This window comes from Devosia indica (assembly GCF_003056405.1).
Classification (GTDB): Bacteria; Pseudomonadota; Alphaproteobacteria; order Rhizobiales; family Devosiaceae; genus Devosia; species Devosia indica.
In genome coordinates this window covers 130,253-146,808 of the sequence record NZ_PYVZ01000004.1, presented here as the reverse complement: position 1 = coordinate 146,808, position 16,556 = coordinate 130,253, and the positions used below count along the sequence as shown (strand labels likewise).

At 61.6% G+C, this 16,556-nt stretch carries 19 protein-coding genes and 1 tRNA gene; 6 read left to right on the top strand and 14 right to left on the bottom strand.

What is annotated here, in order from left to right:
* Positions 1-106: 106 nt before the first annotated feature.
* From DDE76_RS05610 to DDE76_RS05600, 4 genes are all read left to right on the top strand, one after another.
* Positions 107-907 (top strand): coiled-coil domain-containing protein, encoded by an 801-nt coding sequence (locus tag DDE76_RS05610; protein ID WP_157955672.1) that lies wholly within the window; start codon positions 107-109, stop codon positions 905-907.
* A 129-nt stretch (positions 908-1,036) separates the two neighbouring features.
* Positions 1,037-1,111: transfer RNA gene (locus DDE76_RS05605), tRNA-Lys, on the top strand.
* An 84-nt stretch (positions 1,112-1,195) separates the two neighbouring features.
* On the top strand, positions 1,196-1,369 hold the full coding sequence (locus tag DDE76_RS19495; protein WP_157955671.1) for a hypothetical protein: 174 nt from the start codon (positions 1,196-1,198) through the stop codon (positions 1,367-1,369).
* Positions 1,370-1,423: 54 nt separating this feature from the next.
* Entirely contained in the window at positions 1,424-1,951 is a 528-nt protein-coding gene (locus tag DDE76_RS05600; RefSeq protein ID WP_104894249.1) for a hypothetical protein, read from the top strand.
* A gap of 29 nt (positions 1,952-1,980) precedes the next feature.
* On the opposite strand, the gene map is transcribed toward DDE76_RS05600, so the two are convergent.
* From map to DDE76_RS05545, 11 genes are all read right to left on the bottom strand, one after another.
* Entirely contained in the window at positions 1,981-2,736 is a 756-nt protein-coding gene (gene map / locus DDE76_RS05595; protein ID WP_104894248.1) for a type I methionyl aminopeptidase, read from the bottom strand.
* Positions 2,737-2,739: 3 nt separating this feature from the next.
* On the bottom strand, positions 2,740-4,371 hold the full coding sequence (pgi, locus tag DDE76_RS05590) for a glucose-6-phosphate isomerase (RefSeq protein WP_104894247.1): 1,632 nt from the start codon (positions 4,369-4,371) through the stop codon (positions 2,740-2,742).
* 11 nt (positions 4,372-4,382) lie between these two features.
* A complete protein-coding gene (gene tgt / locus DDE76_RS05585; protein WP_104894246.1) occupies positions 4,383-5,510 on the bottom strand; it encodes a tRNA guanosine(34) transglycosylase Tgt in 1,128 nt (375 codons plus the stop codon).
* A gap of 45 nt (positions 5,511-5,555) precedes the next feature.
* Entirely contained in the window at positions 5,556-6,185 is a 630-nt protein-coding gene (locus tag DDE76_RS05580) for an exopolysaccharide biosynthesis protein (protein WP_104894245.1), read from the bottom strand.
* Positions 6,182-7,261: a tRNA preQ1(34) S-adenosylmethionine ribosyltransferase-isomerase QueA gene (queA, locus tag DDE76_RS05575; protein ID WP_104894244.1), complete on the bottom strand. Its 1,080-nt coding sequence runs from the start codon at positions 7,259-7,261 to the stop codon at positions 6,182-6,184. Before queA ends, DDE76_RS05580 begins: the two co-directional genes overlap by 4 nt.
* 91 nt (positions 7,262-7,352) lie before the next feature.
* The gene (locus DDE76_RS05570) at positions 7,353-7,802 is read right to left on the bottom strand and encodes a DMT family transporter (protein ID WP_104894243.1); all 450 of its coding nucleotides are present in this window, start codon (positions 7,800-7,802) and stop codon (positions 7,353-7,355) included.
* A 130-nt stretch (positions 7,803-7,932) separates the two neighbouring features.
* The gene (locus tag DDE76_RS05565; protein WP_104894242.1) at positions 7,933-8,445 is read right to left on the bottom strand and encodes a peptidylprolyl isomerase; all 513 of its coding nucleotides are present in this window, start codon (positions 8,443-8,445) and stop codon (positions 7,933-7,935) included.
* 96 nt (positions 8,446-8,541) lie between these two features.
* Positions 8,542-9,126: a peptidylprolyl isomerase gene (locus DDE76_RS05560; RefSeq protein ID WP_104894241.1), complete on the bottom strand. Its 585-nt coding sequence runs from the start codon at positions 9,124-9,126 to the stop codon at positions 8,542-8,544.
* Positions 9,123-9,617 carry a pantetheine-phosphate adenylyltransferase gene (gene coaD, locus DDE76_RS05555; RefSeq protein ID WP_104894240.1) on the bottom strand — a complete coding sequence of 165 codons (495 nt, stop codon included), beginning with the start codon at positions 9,615-9,617 and terminating at the stop codon, positions 9,123-9,125. The genes DDE76_RS05560 and coaD overlap by 4 nt, the downstream gene beginning before the upstream one ends.
* Before the next feature lie 415 nt (positions 9,618-10,032).
* Positions 10,033-10,491, bottom strand: a complete 459-nt coding sequence (locus DDE76_RS05550) for a GNAT family N-acetyltransferase (RefSeq protein ID WP_157955670.1) — start codon at positions 10,489-10,491, stop codon at positions 10,033-10,035.
* Positions 10,492-10,499: 8 nt separating this feature from the next.
* Positions 10,500-11,120: a LysE family translocator gene (locus DDE76_RS05545; RefSeq protein WP_104894238.1), complete on the bottom strand. Its 621-nt coding sequence runs from the start codon at positions 11,118-11,120 to the stop codon at positions 10,500-10,502.
* Positions 11,121-11,267: 147 nt separating this feature from the next.
* Here DDE76_RS05545 and DDE76_RS05540 point away from each other — a divergent pair, with 147 nt between their 5' ends.
* The gene (locus DDE76_RS05540) at positions 11,268-11,759 is read left to right on the top strand and encodes a DUF805 domain-containing protein (protein WP_104894237.1); all 492 of its coding nucleotides are present in this window, start codon (positions 11,268-11,270) and stop codon (positions 11,757-11,759) included.
* A gap of 34 nt (positions 11,760-11,793) precedes the next feature.
* On the opposite strand, the gene gyrA is transcribed toward DDE76_RS05540, so the two are convergent.
* The 3 genes from gyrA to DDE76_RS05525 all read right to left on the bottom strand — a co-directional run bounded on the left by gyrA (position 11,794) and on the right by DDE76_RS05525 (position 15,467).
* The gene (gene gyrA, locus DDE76_RS05535; protein ID WP_104894236.1) at positions 11,794-14,601 is read right to left on the bottom strand and encodes a DNA gyrase subunit A; all 2,808 of its coding nucleotides are present in this window, start codon (positions 14,599-14,601) and stop codon (positions 11,794-11,796) included.
* Between the two features lie 97 nt (positions 14,602-14,698).
* Positions 14,699-15,058, bottom strand: coding sequence for a bleomycin resistance protein (locus DDE76_RS05530; RefSeq protein WP_104894235.1), 360 nt, complete (start codon positions 15,056-15,058; stop codon positions 14,699-14,701).
* Position 15,059: 1 nt separating this feature from the next.
* Positions 15,060-15,467: a winged helix-turn-helix transcriptional regulator gene (locus tag DDE76_RS05525; RefSeq protein ID WP_425430617.1), complete on the bottom strand. Its 408-nt coding sequence runs from the start codon at positions 15,465-15,467 to the stop codon at positions 15,060-15,062.
* 145 nt (positions 15,468-15,612) lie between these two features.
* On the opposite strand from DDE76_RS05525, the gene DDE76_RS05520 reads away from it, so the two are divergent.
* On the top strand, positions 15,613-16,494 hold the full coding sequence (locus DDE76_RS05520; protein WP_104894233.1) for an SDR family oxidoreductase: 882 nt from the start codon (positions 15,613-15,615) through the stop codon (positions 16,492-16,494).
* The last annotated feature ends 62 nt before the right edge of the window (positions 16,495-16,556 follow it).

Sequence of the window (16,556 nt, the reverse complement as noted above, 5' to 3'; positions counted from 1 at the left end):
GGCATTTACACAAATTTATGGCAGCCAACAGTTGGCGAACCGATAACATTGGGACCACTCTAACCACGATACACCCGGCGATTCGGGCGTCTCAGAGGATCCTCGCTTGGCTAAAGCATCCGAACAGTTCCGGCAATCCGACGTAACGGTCTGGGGCGTGGTTGCTCTCGTCTGTGTCGCTCTGGCGGTTTTTGGCTCCAATATCTCTTTGCTTGTGCCGCAATCCATCATTGGCGGCCTGCATCAGCCACGTGTGGCAGGCGCGTCGATCGAGACACTGCGCCTGCAGGTATCCGATCTTCGCGACGAGACCACACGGCTCAAGCGCGAAAACGAGCTTCTGGTGACACGTTTCTCCATGCAGGAGCGCTCTGGCAACGACATTACCCGCCGGGTCGGGGCCCTTGAGACCACCGTGCCGCAAATTCTCGAAAACCTGCCCAACGGCACCTCCGTTGACCGCGCTAACGTTACGGCCTCCATCGGCAGCAATCAGACGCTGACCTTCGAGGCCGAAGGCGGCACGGTCGCCGTTCGGCAGTCCGCCTTGCCCCAGGCTTCAGTGCCTGCCCCAGTCAATCAGCCCCTGCCCGCACCCGTGGCGACTGAGCAGACCGCGGCCTTGGCGATGCCAAATGAGAATGCCTATGGCATCGCTGTCGGCGCGGCCGTGCCCTTTGAGCAGACGCCGGCCCTCTGGAGCGACTTGACCCTCAAGCTGGGCCCGCTGCTGTTTGGCCTGTCTCCGCTGGTGGTGGATGAGGCCAATGGCGAGGGCAAGCGCATCGTTGTGGGCCCCATCGAGGAACTGGCTGAAGCGCGCTCCCTTTGTCAGCGCTTCGAACGGGTTTCAATTGCCTGCATCCCGATGCCGTATTCCGGCACTCCCCTGGACATGTCGCGTTAGCGACCAAATTCGGTTGACAGGCCGACAAGTCTGGCTATGTTCCGCCGCGATGCCGAAGGGCGTTCACGGAGCGTTTCCGGAAATTTGGGCTATCCCGCTTGATCTGAAACGTGACATTCAAAAATGTAGGCGCCGGTAGCTCAGTGGTAGAGCATTCGACTTTTAATCGAATGGTCGTGGGTTCGACCCCCACCCGGCGTACCACTTTTCCTCAATGCATCACGCTATCGTCGCGAAACCGCCCCGGTATGAAGGCATATTGATGCACGTCTCAACCAGTGCGCGGCCATGTCCCAGACCTGCATAGATCCCGACCCATATGCCGAGCTCGACAACCGGGCCGATGCCTTCGAGCTATCCGAGGATTTTCGCAAGCCTACGCGGATCCATCGCGCCCGCGGGCCCGCGTCCCGCACCACCCAGACGCGCCTGGGCGCTCCTGGACGCCGCATTCCCGTTTGAGAATCAGCGCTATGCCGTACTATCGGCAACAGGCACAGCGTTTGGGGGATACACATGTCTCAGGAGACGACAGACCTGCTCAAGGTCCTGGCGGTCACTTTGCTGGTCTTTGCGGCCAGCACATTTGTCATGCTCTATGGCATTTTGCTTCTGGCCCAATATGGCGCCGACCTGCCCATGGTCGGATCCCTGCCCCTTAATGCGCCGCCTGAACTGGTCCCTGTCCTGACCGGCAGCGGCGTGTTCGCAACCCTGGCCGCCGTTCACGTTACCGGCTCCGGCATCGCGCTGCTGCTCACCAGCACCACAATCGACATGGCACTGCTCATCACCGCCAAGGCTGTCACCGTGGTCATCATGGCCCTGCTCGGCTTTGCCGGCGGGCATATGGTCTATTTGCAAATCACCGAGAACGCGGCGCTGAACCTCAATCCGCTGCTGCCCGCGCTGGTTGGCCTGATCGGCTTCCTGGTACTGTCCACTGTGCTCAGCGTGCCCGCCCTGCGACGTTTGGGCAATCTACGCTACGCGGTGGGCATTGGCCTGATCATTCTCGGCCCGCTTCTGCTGGTCTGGCTCTAGCCTGAACCACTGCGCAGCGCTGACGCGCCCTACCCTGCCAGCGTCACCACCACAGGCCCACGTGGCGTCGCAACAATCGTATGTTCATACTGCACCGTTGGCGCCAGCGGCTCGGCCGTCAGCGTCCATTCATCGTCATCATACATCTGCTCGGCCATCTGCCCGCCCAGCGAGAGGAACGGTTCAATGGTGAAAACCAGCCCGTTGCCGATTCTTCGCCGCTCCGTCTTGTCCGGCCAGGTCGGCACCTCGCCCGGCTCGTCATGCAGGCTGTCGCCGACCCCGTGGCTGGCAAGGTTGCGGATCAGCGTATAGCCGCCTTTCTTGGCGACCTTGCCGATGGCCATGCCGATATCGGCCAGCGGTGCCCCGGCCTTGACCGCCTTGATCCCGGCCCACATCGCCTTCTTGCCGTCGCGGCACAGCTTTTCCAGCCGCGGGTCGCCCTTGCCCAGAATATAGGACGCCCCGCAATCGGCATAAACGCCATCCTTGGCCGCCGACACATCGATATTGACCAGGTCGCCATCCCTGAGCACCCGGTCCCCTGGAATGCCGTGGGCAATTTCCTCATTGACCGAAATGCAGGTGGCTCCGGGAAACTCATAGGTGATGATCGGCGCTGATACCGCGCCATGGTCGGCAAGGAACTTGGCGCCAATATCATCCAGCTCAAGCGTGGTCATGCCCGGTCGCATCGCTTCTGCCATGACCTCGCGAGCCATGGCACAAATGCGTCCGATTTCCTTGAGCTTCCCGAGTTGCTCGTCTGTCGTGATAATCAAGCGTCAGGCCTTGTTGGCGAGGTAGTAGCCGAGCAAGCCCTGCGTCGAGGCATCATGCCCCTCGCCACCCTGTTCGCCCTTCACCTTTGGTAGCAGCGCCTTGGCCAGTTGCTTGCCCAGTTCCACGCCCCATTGATCATAGGAATTGACGTTCCAGATCACCCCCTGCACGAACACCTTGTGCTCGTAGAGCGCAATCAGCGAACCCAGCGTCTCGGGCGTAAGCTGCTTGTAGAATAGCGTGTTGGACGGGCGATTGCCCGGGAACACCTTGTGCGGCGCCAGCGCCTTGATCTCGGCCTTTTCGAGACCCTGTGCCCTGAGTTCGGCCACAACCTCGTCCTTGGTCTTGCCCAGCATCAGCGCTTCGGATTGCGCCAGCACATTGGCCACTAGCTTGTCGTGATGCGGCGGCAGGCTCTCATGCGGCCGCGCAGCAATCAGGAAATCGCACGGAATGACATCGGTGCCCTGGTGGATGAGCTGGTAGAAGGCGTGTTGACCGTTGGTCCCCGGTTCGCCCCAGACGATCGGCCCGGTCGGCCAGTCGACCTTCTTGCCGTCCAGCGTCACCGACTTGCCGTTCGATTCCATGTCCTGCTGCTGTAGATAGGCAGCAAAACGGCTCATCCGCTGGTCATAGGGTAGCACCGCATGGGTAGAGAACCCCCAGGCATTGCGATACCAGACGCCGAGCAGCGCCATGATCACTGGCAGATTGCGCTCGAGCGGTGTTTCCAGGAAATGTCTGTCCATGGCATCGGCCCCGGCCAGGAACTTGGCAAAATTGTCATAGCCAACGGCCAGGGCAATGGGCAGACCGATGGCCGACCACACCGAATAGCGGCCACCCACCCAGTCCCAGAAGCCAAAGATTCGGTCTTCGCGAATGCCGAAACCGGCGCAGGCCTCGATATTGGTCGAAACCGCCGCGAAGTGGTTTGGCACCGCCTCTTCACCCAGCGCCTCGGCGATCCAGGCCCGCGCCGAATTGGCGTTGGTCATGGTCTCGTCAGTCGTGAAGGTCTTCGAAGCGACGATGAACAGGGTCTTTTTCGGATCGAGGCGCTTAAGCACATCGTGAATATGCGCGCCATCGACATTGGAGACGTAATGCGCGCGCAGATCAGCGCGGGTATAGGGCTCCAGCGCCAGCGTCACCATGGCGGGGCCGAGATCCGAGCCGCCAATGCCGATATTGACCACATCGGTGATCTGCTCGCCGCCGTGGCCACGGATTTCACCTGAACGCACGGCGTTGGAATAGGTCTCGATGGCCTTGAGCACCGCACGCACGTCCGGCATCACATCCTTGCCATCGACCTCGACCGGGTGCTCACCTTGATAACGCAGCGCCATGTGCATGACGGCGCGGTCTTCGGTCATATTGATGTGCTCGCCCTCGCACATCTGAGTGCGACGTTCCTCGACGCCGGCGGCGCGCGCCAGCTCAAACAGCGCGCCCATCACCTCTTCGTCGATCCGGTTCTTGGAATAATCGAGCAGAATATCTGCCCCGGTCGCCGAAAACCGTTGGAAGCGGTTCGGATCGAGTGCGAACATCGCGCGCATATCGGTTTCTGCAATGCGCTTGCGATGTTTGCTCAGCGCTTTGAAACCCGCGTCCTTGGCCATTCCTTGTCCCCTTACAAAACCGGCAGGTCGCCAGCGGCCCATGCCGCGCGCGTCTCTGCCGCAAAATCCTTCATCCGGCCCGCTTCAATCGCCGCCCGGCACCCCGCCGTCAGTTCCTGATAGTAGGCCAGGTTGATCTGCGAAAGCACCATGGCGCCCAATATCTCTTCGGTCCGAACCAGATGGTGCAGGTAGGCCCTGCTCCAGCGGCGGCAATTGGGGTTGGGCGACGCCTCGTCCAAAGGTCGATAATCGTCCTTATGCCGGGCATTCTTCAGGTTGATGACGCCGAACCGCGTATAGGCGTGGCCATGGCGTCCCGCCCGCGTGGGATGCACGCAATCGAACATGTCGATGCCCCGCTCAATCCCGCCCAGGATGTCGTCGGGCTTGCCCACGCCCATCAGATAGCGCGGCCGATCGGTCGGCAGTTCCGGCGTGATCTCGTTGAGCACGCGGAACATCACCTCCTGCGGCTCACCGACAGCGAGCCCTCCCACCGCATAACCATCAAACCCTATGCCTTTGAGCCCGTCGGCCGAGCGCCCGCGCAATTCGGCGTCGTCCCCACCCTGCACAATCCCGAACAGCGCCCGGTTCTGCTGGTTGTTGAACGCCGTCTTGGAACGGTCGGCCCACCGAATGGAGAGCTCCATGGCCCGTTCCATCTCCTTGCGCTCCGCCGGCAAGGCAATGCACTCGTCGAGCTGCATGATGATGTCGCTATCCAGCAGCGTCTGGATCTCGATGGAGCGCTCCGGCGTCAGCTCATGGCTCGAGCCGTCGATATGCGATTTGAAGGTCACACCCTTCTCAGTGAGCTTGCGCAACTTGGCCAGCGACATCACCTGGAAACCGCCGCTATCGGTCAGGATCGGCCTTTGCCAGTCCATGAATTCGTGCAGCCCACCGAGCGAGGCGACGCGTTCGGCGCCTGGCCGCAGCATCAAGTGATAGGTATTGCCCAATAGGATATCTGCGCCGGTCTCGCGCACCTGCTCAGGATACATCGCCTTGACGGTGCCGGCCGTGCCCACGGGCATGAAGGCAGGTGTGTTGATTTCGCCGCGCGGCGTATCGATCCGGCCGCGGCGCGCCATGCCATCGCTGGCGATAAGGGAGAAATTGACTTGCTTCATGGCGCGGGTTCTAGCCGGTTGTGAGCGCTTGCGAAAGTGGCCCGATCAGGCGGCCATTGAATTGACTGCGGCCATGCCCAGATGGAACGCGCCGATAAAAATCGCAATGGCAATCGCCAGCCCGATGGCCGTCGCCACCAGTCCAACAATCACCCCGGCCCCATCCCTGTTAAGCATTGAAAAGGCAATGATGCACAGCCCCACATTGGGAATGGCATTGATGAAGGGGATGGGCAGCGACATCACGACGCTGACGCAAATCACGAGAACGGCGTAGGGCCTGTTCGCGGCTGCCCCGGTCAGCCAGCGCATACGCGGCCTGGAAAACCGCGCCAGGATACCGGCCACCTTCACCACTTGGTTGCTCGCCTTGACCATCAAATCGAGCGGCAGCTTGCGTTTGCCGATAATACGCGGCAGCTGGATTGGACGACCGGTCAGCATGCCCACGGCAATGGCGCAGGTCGTCCAGGCGATAGTGCCGCCATAGCCCGGTGGACCTGGGATCATGTTGAACAGCGATACCACCAGGAGCAGCAGTCGATGCGCCCGCGGCCCCAATATTTCAACCAGGCGCGACAGCGTCAGATGCGACTGGTCCTGTTCAGCCGCCCGCTTCAGTGAAGCGGCAATGCGGCGCGTATAGCGGGTGATTGGCGCCGGCCGCGCGCTCACGCATCATCCTCAGGATGTGGCACGCGGTGCAGCAGCGAGGAGTCGCCGTAGGAATAGAAGCGATAGCCATTGGCAATGGCATGGGCATAGGCCGCCTTCATCGTGTCTAGCCCCGAAAAGGCACTGACCAGCATGAACAGCGTGGACTTGGGCAGGTGGAAATTGGTCATCAGCACATCGACCGTGCGGAACCGGAACCCTGGTGTGATGAAGATATCGGTGTCACCCATGAACGGCTTCAGCTCGCCAGTTGCCCGCGAAGCCGTTTCCAAAAGCCTCAGGCTGGTTGTTCCCACCGCGATCACCCTGCCCCCGGCCGCGCGTCGCGCATTGATGCGCTCGACCGTCGCCTGGTCGATCTCACCCCATTCCGAATGCATCACATGGTCGTCGGTGTCGTCCGCCTTCATCGGCAGGAAGGTGCCCGCGCCGACATGCAGCGTCACGCGCTCCATTGCGACGTCCATATTGGCCAGCTCTTGCAGCAATTTCTCGGTGAAATGCAGGCCAGCCGTTGGTGCGGCAACAGCGCCGTCCTCGGCCGCATAGACGGTCTGATAGTCGATCTTGTCACGCTCTTCGACCGGACGCTTGGCCCCGATATAGGGCGGCAGGGGCATGGCGCCATGCGATTTGATCGCTTCGTCCAGTTGTGCCCCGCCCAACTCGAACTCCAGCGTGACCTCCCCCGTCTCGCCCTTGCCAGCGACCCGTGCCACCAGCGGTTCAGCTTCGCCATTGCCCAGTTCCAGCCGGTCGAGGAGGTGCAGCTTCTTGGCTGGCCGCGCAAAAGCCCGCCAGGTCTTCGCATCAACGCGCTTGTGCAGGTTGAACGAGACATTGGCGCGCACATCGCCGCGCAGCCGAACGCCCTTGAGCTCTGCGGGCAAGACCCGCGTGTCGTTGACGACCAGCACATCGCCTGGCCGCAACAGCGTCTTGAGGTCGGGAATATGTTGATCGGCAAAAGGCTCGCCAGGACGCACCACCAGCAGGCGCGCGCTGTCGCGCGGCTCTGCCGGATGCAGGGCGATCAGGTTCTCGGGCAGGTAGAAGTCAAATTCTGTAACGCGCATAGCCGCTCGTTAGCATGGGTCTGTGTTGTCGGGAACGGGCCAAAACGCATACCGGTTGCTCCGGGCCGCCAGAACGCCTCCCCAGTGTGCCCTAAAGAACGCGGATCATCACCGCACCGGCCACCAGCAACACGGCGCCGGCGATCCGTCCGACAGAAATTTCCCGCACCGCCATGCCCATGAAACCGATCTTGTCGAGAAACAGACCGCCGATCAATTGCCCGGTCACAGACAGCGCCATCACGGCGGCCGCGCCCATCAGGGGGGTCAGGGTGATGTTGGAGAACACATAAAACGCGCCGAGCAATCCACCGGCAATGAAGGTCCAGGGCGCAGGCGCGCCGTAATTGATCGGCGTGCTGGTGAGGTGGCTGAACAGGAATGCCAATGCCCACAGCACCACGCCACCCGCCAGGAACGACACCGCCGCCGCTGCAATCGGCACTTCGAGCGCCCTGCCCAGGCTGGCATTGATCGGGGCTTGGGCAGCGATACAAGCGCCGGCGATGACGCCCATCAGCGCCCAGAGAAGACTATCCATTTTCAAAGTAACGATCCGAATGACGACTCGATTGAGCCCGGGAGAATGCGCGAAGTCATCCCGACCCGGCCCCTCGCGTCAACCGATCACCCAAAAGAAAACCGGCGGTCGAAGCCGCCGGTTTGAAGTCTTACTCGGTGATGTCGGCCGCAACCTTGACCGAGACCATCTTGTCCGGATCGGTCACCGGCTCGCCGCGCTTGATCTGGTCGACATTCTCCATGCCTTCGATCACCTCACCCCAGACAGTGTACTGGCGGTTGAGGAACGGGGCGTCGGCAAAGCAGATGAAGAACTGCGAATTGGCGCTGTTGGGGTCCTGGGCGCGGGCCATCGAGGCGGTACCGCGCTTGTGCGGCTCGGCGTTGAACTCGGCCTTGATGTTCGGATATTTCGAGCCACCGGTGCCCGCGCGCGACGGGTTGAACTCAGGCAGATTGGAATTGCCGAACTTGACGTCACCGGTCTGGGCCATGAAGCCCTCGATCACACGATGGAACACCACGCCGTCATAGGCGCCTTCACGGGCCAGCTTCTTGATATGATCGACATGGCCCGGCGCCACGTCCGGCTTCATGGCAATGACGACCTTGCCCTTGGAGGTTTCGATGACGAGGGTGTTTTCGGGATCTGCATAGGCCATGAGAGGTCTCTTTCGGTTCAGAATGTGGCCGGGGTGTAGGGCGAATGCGCGCAAGGTGCAAGCCTCACGGCCACCCGCCCCTGGCATTGGAACCTGTTAGCGATACTCGATCATCGCCGAAACGATCTTGTCCGGATTGGCTACGGCGCCATTGGCTTCCTGCGGGCCTTTTTCCAGGGCATCGACCGCTTCCATGCCGGAAACGACCTTGCCGAACACGGTGTACTGGCCATCAAGGAAGCTGGCATCGGCGGTGGTGATGAAGAATTGCGAGTTGAACGAATTGGGATCCTGCGAGCGCGCCGCACCAAGAACACCGCGCCCGAAGCTTTCCGAATTGAATTCGGCCTCAACATCGGGCAGGTCCGAACCACCGGTACCGGCCATGGCCAAATTGTAGCTTGCATCGTCCGAGTCGCCATTTGCGACGTCGCCGGTCTGGGCCATGAACCCATCAATCACGCGGTGGAACACCACCCCGTCATATTCGCCCGCCTCGGTCAGCGTCACCACGCGCTCGACATGCTTGGGCGCAATCTCGGGGAGCAGCTCGATATCGACGACACCATCCTCAAGCGTCAGCAGCAGGTGCGGTGTCCCCTCCTGGGCAAAGGCCGGAGCGGCGACAAGGGTCGCACCCAGAGCGAGGGCGGCGAAATGGCGGCGGGTCAGCTTGATCATTTGTTCTTAAGAGCCTTGAGAACGATTTGTGGGACAAAGGCGGAGATATCCCCGCCCATTTCAGCGATCTGCCGCACCAATGTGGCCGAGATATGCCGCACCGGCGGGCTGGAAGGCAGGAACACGGTCTGCAGGTCGGGCGCCATCTGGGCGTTCATCCCCACCATCTGCATTTCGTAATTGTAGTCAGTGGTGTCGCGCAGGCCGCGAATGATCAGCTTTGCACCATTGGTCCGCGCCGCATTGACCATCAAGCCGGAGAAATCGACAATCCGGAACTCGGTATTGGTCCGCGTGCCGACGGCCGGCAAGACCTGCTTGAGGATTTCGATACGGTCCTCATGGGTGAACAGCGGGTTTTTCTTTGTGGCGCTGATGCCCACCGCCACGACCAGCGTATCCACCAGCTTGCAGGCCCGCTCGATGACGTCGAGATGCCCATTGGTCAGCGGGTCGAACGACCCCGGATAAAATCCAACCAGTTGCGTCATGGCATCCCCCTTCCCCTTGTAGTTACAAAGGTTTTGTCACGCAGGCCGCCTTGAGGCAAGGCCGAGCCATGCGGAAGATCCGGCCAGCCTGTTCGGCCTCCGGTCATTGTGGACGTGTTCCGAGGCACGTGCGTCTCGGTAAAACTAAGTAATAGAGACGTCGCCGCCTCGGAACACCGGGTTTCTCCTGCTGTCGTGGCCCCTATTGATCGCTCGTCGCAAGGTGACCCAACGAGCAGGCAGGCCCTGGAGCGACCCAGCACCCAACCGGCTCCCCCCGCAAAAGTTCGCTGCAGTCCGTCCGCGCGGGAGTGATGGGGAGAGTATGGAACAGGATTTTCATGCGGGGATATCTTTGTTCCGGAGATACTTTTGCCAGGCGCACAATCGCCGATCGAACAAACCAAGCCGGCCCCTATCGCAACGTCCGGACATAGACGTCGAGATGGTCCGCGTCGATATCGCCCTCGATTCTGGTCCAGCCGCGTGGCTGGTAGTAGCCGCGCAAGCGCGGCTTGGCAGTGAGATAGACCCGCTCAAAGCCTTGTTCGATCAACCTTTGTTGAGCCGTCTCCAAAAGCTGACCCGCCACACCCTGCCCGCGCACGCCTGGCTCTACCCAGAGCGCCGCCAGGCAAGGGCCCAACGCCGGACGGGCCGCGATATCGGACGAAATGCTTGTGATCGTGCCGGCGAACTGGTCCCCATACGTGGCCACGAGGGAAAAGGGAAAACCCGGTCTGGCGATCACGTCTCGCAACGCGGCCTCGACCTCCGCCAGCGTCCGCCCGTCTGGTTCCCACCAGGCCCGCCAGATTCGATCTGCAACCTCGTCGAAGTACTGCGGAACTTCGCGCAGGTCGCGGATGTTCAAACCCGCCGTCACGCCCGCTGCTGCAGCGCCAGCCAGACGCCGCCCGCCATCAGAATGACGCCAGCAAGTCGAGACACCACACGCACCCGCGCCGCGCTCAGCAGACCCCGTGCGCGACCGGCCACCAATGCATAGACCGCATCTGTCGCCCCGGCGACGAACATGAAGACAAGTCCCAACACCATCACCTGCGGGAATGTCGGCTGGGTCACGTCAACGAATTGAGGCAGGAACGCGCCCAGGAAAATCAGCAGCTTCGGGTTCGAGAGAATGACAAGGAACCCCTCAAGCGCAATGCGACCGTTGGACTTGCCACGCTCCGCCCGAACGGTCCCGAGGTTCCCGTCGCTGCGCAGCATCTTGTAGCCCAGCCAGATGAGATAAGCCGCCCCGATCAGCTTGATCCAGTCGAAGGCCGCGCCCATGAAGGCCACCAGCGCCTGCATTCCCAGGGCGACAATCAGCGTCATTATCAGCACGCCGGCCTGGGTGCCGGCCACAATGGCAAGGCCCGCACCCGTGCCGCGCGACAGCGCATTGGCAACGATGACCGTCACCGTTGGTCCGGGTACCACCGCCAGCACAAAGCAGGCGCCGACATAGGGGATGAGAACTGAAAGATCGACCATGACCGCTGCTCCTTGCGGCCCGAGCAAGCCATGCGCCGCCGGAATTGGCAAGCGTGTTGACCATTCGCTAAGCCTGCCAACACTTGCCAGCGAAGGTCAGTTGAAGTCGTGGTAATATTGCAGGTCAATAACGCAGGAAATAAAGTCGTGATATCCTATTTTGACAGCATGCTGCGCTATTTCGAGTTTTCGGGTCGCAGCACCCGGCGTCAATACTGGCTTTTCTTTTTGTTCGCGACAATCGCCTGTGGGGTCGGGCTCTTTGCCGACTACACGATTGATGGCGCCAATCTCGCCGAAGGCGAATATGGGCCATTCACACTGTTTGCCGGGCTTTTCCACTTCATACCGGGGATCACCGTAACCGTCCGTCGCCTGCACGATACCGGTCATTCGGGCTGGTGGTACTTCATTCCACTTGTGCCCGTTATTGGGAGCATAGCGATGCTGATTTGGATGATGTGGCCGCCCGAAGGGGGCGAGAATGATTTCGGGCCTGATCCGCGCGGCGCGCGGGCGCAAGCAAGCTGGGCCAGAACGCCGCGCACGACCATTCCGCGACAGGTCCGGATGGGCAGCAGCGCCGCCAGGGACCGGATCCGCCGAAACGACGCGGGCGACATCCAGCGCTTCATCTGACGCAAAAAGGGGCGCCGCAGCGCCCCTTTCAATCTCATTCGCCGTTCGGCTCGCCGGGGCTTTCGCCCTCACCGTCGCCATCGGGCGGCGTTTCGGGAGCGCCGTCCGCCGACGCGTCAGGCGGCAGGTCATCCTCTTCGGCTTCAGGCTCGCTGATGCGTTCCACCGAAACCACCTTCTCGTCCTCGGCCGTATCGAACACGATGACGCCCTGGCTGGACCGTCCGACGATGCGGATCGGCTTGTCGCCACCCACCGGCAGGCGAATGGTCTGCCCGCCATCGCTGATCAGCATGATCTGGTCGTCATCCTCCACCGGGAAGCTGGCCACCAGATTGCCATTGCGCTTGTTGACCGCCATGGCGACAATGCCTTTGCCGCCACGCCCGGTGATCCGGTATTCATGGCTTGAGGTCCGTTTGCCATAGCCATTCTCGGAAATGGTCAGAATGAACTGCTCGGTGGCGCTCATCTGCGCATAAAGCTCGGGGCTCAATTCGCCGGCGACCACATCGGCCTCGTCCGAACCCGCATCCTCGCCCTCCGCCTCCCCGCGCACTGCACGGCTCATCTTGAGATAGGCCGCGCGCTGTTCCGATGTTGCGTCCGAGTGGTTGATGATGGCCATGGAGATGACCGTGTCGCCTTCGGCGAGCTGGATGCCACGCACGCCCATGGAGTCACGGCCCTTGAACAGGCGTACATCATCGGCCCGGAAGCGGATCGCCTGGCCCAGCGCCGTGGTCATCAGCACGTCGGTATTGACCGTGCAGGTGTCCACGCCCACGATCGCATCGCCCTCATCGAGCTTCATGGCGATCTTGCCGTTCTGGCGCACTTCCACAAAGTCAGCCAGCGAATTGCGGCGGACCGTGCCGCGCGTCGTGGCGAACATGATGTCGAGATTGCCCCAGGAGCTTTCGTCCTCGGGGAGCGGCATGATGGAGGTGATGCGTTCACCCTGCTCGAGCGGCAGGATGTTGATCAGCGCCTTGCCACGGGCATTGGCAGCCGCCAGCGGCAGACGCCAGACCTTGAGCTTGTAGGCAATGCCGCGGCTGGTGAAGAACAGCACCGGCGTATGCGTATTGGCCACGAACAGCCGCGCCACGAAATCCTCATCACGCGTCGCCATGCCCGAGCGGCCCTTGCCGCCCCGGTTCTGTGCCCGATAGGTCGAGAGCGGCACGCGCTTGATGTAGCCGCCATGGCTGACGGTCACCACCATGTCCTCGCGCGCGATGAGATCTTCATCGTCAAAGTCGGCGGCGTGATCGGAAATCTCGGTCCGGCGCGGCGTGCCGAACTGCTCGCGAACAGCTTCAAGCTCTTCACGAATGATCGCCCGAACGCGATCACGGCTGCGCAGGATATCGAGATAGTCCTCGATCTCTGCGCCAAGACCGTTGAGCTCTTCGCCGATTTCGTCCCGGCCAAGTGCCGTCAGGCGGGCCAGGCGCAATTCGAGAATGGCACGGGCCTGTTCTTCGGAAAGGTTGAAGGTGCCGTCGTCATTGATGCGGTGGCGCGGATCGTCGATCAGCGCGATCAGCGGCGCCACATCGGCTGCCGGCCAGCGGCGGGTCATCAACTGCTCGCGCGCCGTCGCCGGATCGGGCGCGGTACGGATCAGCGCAATGACCTCGTCAATATTGGCCACGGCGACGGCCAGACCCACCAGCACATGGGCACGATCACGCGCCTTGTTGAGCAGGAACCGGGCGCGACGCGTAACCACCTGCTCACGGAAATCGATGAAGGCATCCAGAATCTGCTTGAGATTCATCAGCTCGGGCTTGCCGCCATTGAGCGCCACGAAATTGCACCCGAACGAGCTTTGCAGCTGCGTGAAGCGATAGAGCTGGTTCAGCACCACGTCGGGCAGCGCATCGCGCTTGACCTCGACCACGATGCGCATGCCTTCGCGGCTGGATTCGTCGCGCAGATCGGCCACGCCTTCAATGCGCTTGTCGCGCACCAGCTCGGCGATCTTTTCGACCAGCGAGGCCTTGTTCACCTGATAGGGAATCTCGGTGATGATGATGGCTTCGCGTTCCTTGCGCACTTCCTCGATGCTGGAACGGCCACGCACCATGATCGAGCCACGGCCCGTCTCATAGGCCTGCCGGATACCGGCGCGCCCCAGGATAATACCGCCCGTCGGGAAGTCCGGCCCCGGCAGGTGCTCGAGCAAGTCCTCGGTCGTGGCGAACGGATTGTCCAGCACCGCCAGCGCGGCGTTGATGGTCTCGGTCAGATTATGGGTCGGAATATTGGTGGCCATGCCCACGGCAATGCCGCCGCCGCCATTGACCAGCATGTTGGGGAACCGCGCCGGCAACACCGTCGGCTCATGTTCTGAGCCGTCATAATTGTCGCGGAAATCGACCGTGTCCTTGTCCAGATCGTCCAGCAGCGAATTGGTGATCCGCTGCATGCGCACTTCGGTGTAACGCATGGCGGCCGGCATATCGCCGTCCACCGAGCCGAAATTGCCCTGGCCCTCGACCAGCATCTGCCCCATCGAAAACGACTGGGCCATGCGCACCAAAGCCATATAGACGGCGCTGTCACCATGCGGATGGTATTTACCGATAACGTCGCCGACGACGCGTGCCGATTTGCGATAGGGCTTGTTATATTCGTAGCCGTTCTCGCTCATCGAGAACAGGATGCGCCGGTGCACCGGCTTCAACCCGTCCCGCACGTCGGGGAGCGCACGGCTCACGATCACGCTCATGGCGTAATCGAGATAACTCTTGCGCATTTCCTCGGTAATGAAGATCGGGGCGATGTCGGAGGACGAGGGTCCACCGCTCACATCATCAGGCGTATCTGTCACGGGGTGATTCTACGTTGGTTCTTGATCCCCGATAGATAGGCGATTCCGCACCCGATTGCCAATTTTCAGGAGGTTTGAGCTGTGGAGAGATCGACGCTCAATCCTGGATCAACCGCACCAGTGTGCAATCGGGATCGACAAGATAGCCCAGCCGTCCACCCCAGGGCTGTTCTTCCGGCGCAATCAGCCGTGGCCACCCGGTCTTGCGCTCTGGAACCCCGGCCGCCTGGCACACTGCAAAGAAGCCATCGACATCATCAAAGCGAAGGCAGCAACTGAACCAGCTATTTGCAGGGTCAAGGTCCTTATGCGGGAAGAACTCGATCACCAGCGTCCCGCGCTTGAGGATCATCCAGCCTTCGTCGCGCCAACTGCGCTCAAATCCCAACGCAGCGTAGAATTGTTCTGTAACATCAAAGTTACGCGATGGCAGATTTGGTGTTGCGAAGTCAGCCATTTCAGGCTGCCTTGTCATAACTGGCCCGCGCCGCCTCAATGCTCGGGATGCTCTGATTGGCCCAGTCGATCAGATAACCGAAGGGCACGATCAGCGATTGGCCCAGCCCGGTCAGGCGATACTCCACCGATGGGGGCTTGGTGTCGAAGACATGGCGGGATACCAGCCCGTCCCGCTGCAGGTCCCGCAGTGTCTGGGTCAGCATTTTCTGCGAGATGTCCGGCACTTCGCGGTGCAACTGGTTGAAACGCTTCGGCCCTGCCGCAAGGTACATCACGATCAGCATGCTCCATTTGTCCCCGATCTTGTCGAGCACATCGCGCACCGGACAGGTTCCGGTCTGCTCAAAGCTTGCCGCCTGGTTCCAGCGGTCCACAAACACCGCTGCAATGTCCTGATCCTGCTGCACGCACTTACCTCCAGGTAATCTATGGCCGAAAAAGTGCCTCCTTTTCAGCCTGCTTTGAGGAGACTAGATAGGCACTCTCTTTTCGATACTTACTCTCCAGGACAGCGAGAGACAAGGATCGAAGCCCTATTCAGGAGTTCGTGCCATGACAGATTTCACCAATGCCTCCCTTCTCGTGACCGGCGCATCCGGCCATCTCGGCCGCGCGGCGGTTGAGGAGCTCCTTGCGCGCGGCGCCAGCAAGGTCATCGCCGGCACCCGCGATCCCGCAAAGCTCGCCGACCTGGCGGAAAGGGGCGTCGAAATCCGCAAGGTCGACTTCAACGACCCCGCCGGCCTACCCGCCGCCTTTGCCGGGGTCGATCGCCTGCTGATCGTCTCGACCGATGGCATAGGCACCCGCATCGCCCAGCAGACCGCCGCCGTCGAGGCCGCCAAGACTGCCGGGGTCAAGCATATCGTCTATACCTCTGCCCCCGCCGCCCGGCCCAATGCCGATGCCGGTCTCAATCCGGAACATTTCTGGACGGAAGTCGCGATCGCGGCCTCGGGCCTCGACTTCACCATCCTGCGCAATCACATGTACTCGGAAAACAATCTGATGAGCCTGCCCCAGGCCGTCGCCAGCGGTCAGCTTTACGGCCTGATCGGTGATCGCGGCACCAGCTATGTCACCCGGGCCGATACCGCCCGCACGGCTGCGGGCGCCCTGCTGTCCGCCCAGGGCAAGGCAATAGAGGATGTCACCGGGCCAGCCCCGGTGACCAATATCGAGCGCGCCCGGATCGCTTCGGACCTCACCGGCCGGCCTGTCGCCGTTGTCACTCTGTCCCCTGCCGACCTCAAGGCCGGCATGATCGCCGCCGGCCTGCCTGAAGGATTTGCCGAAGCCCTGACTGCCTTCGAGCGCGACGCCGTCAGCGGTCATCATGGCGTGGTGACCGATGTGGTCGAGCGTTATTCCGGCCGCCGGCCCGAGGCTTTGGCCGATTTCCTCGCATCCAACAAGGCCGCCCTGGGCGCCTGAAGCAGCGTCGGGTCCGGCCTGATCCGGACCCGGCATTTACCGCCCAGACAGTTTGCCGGCCC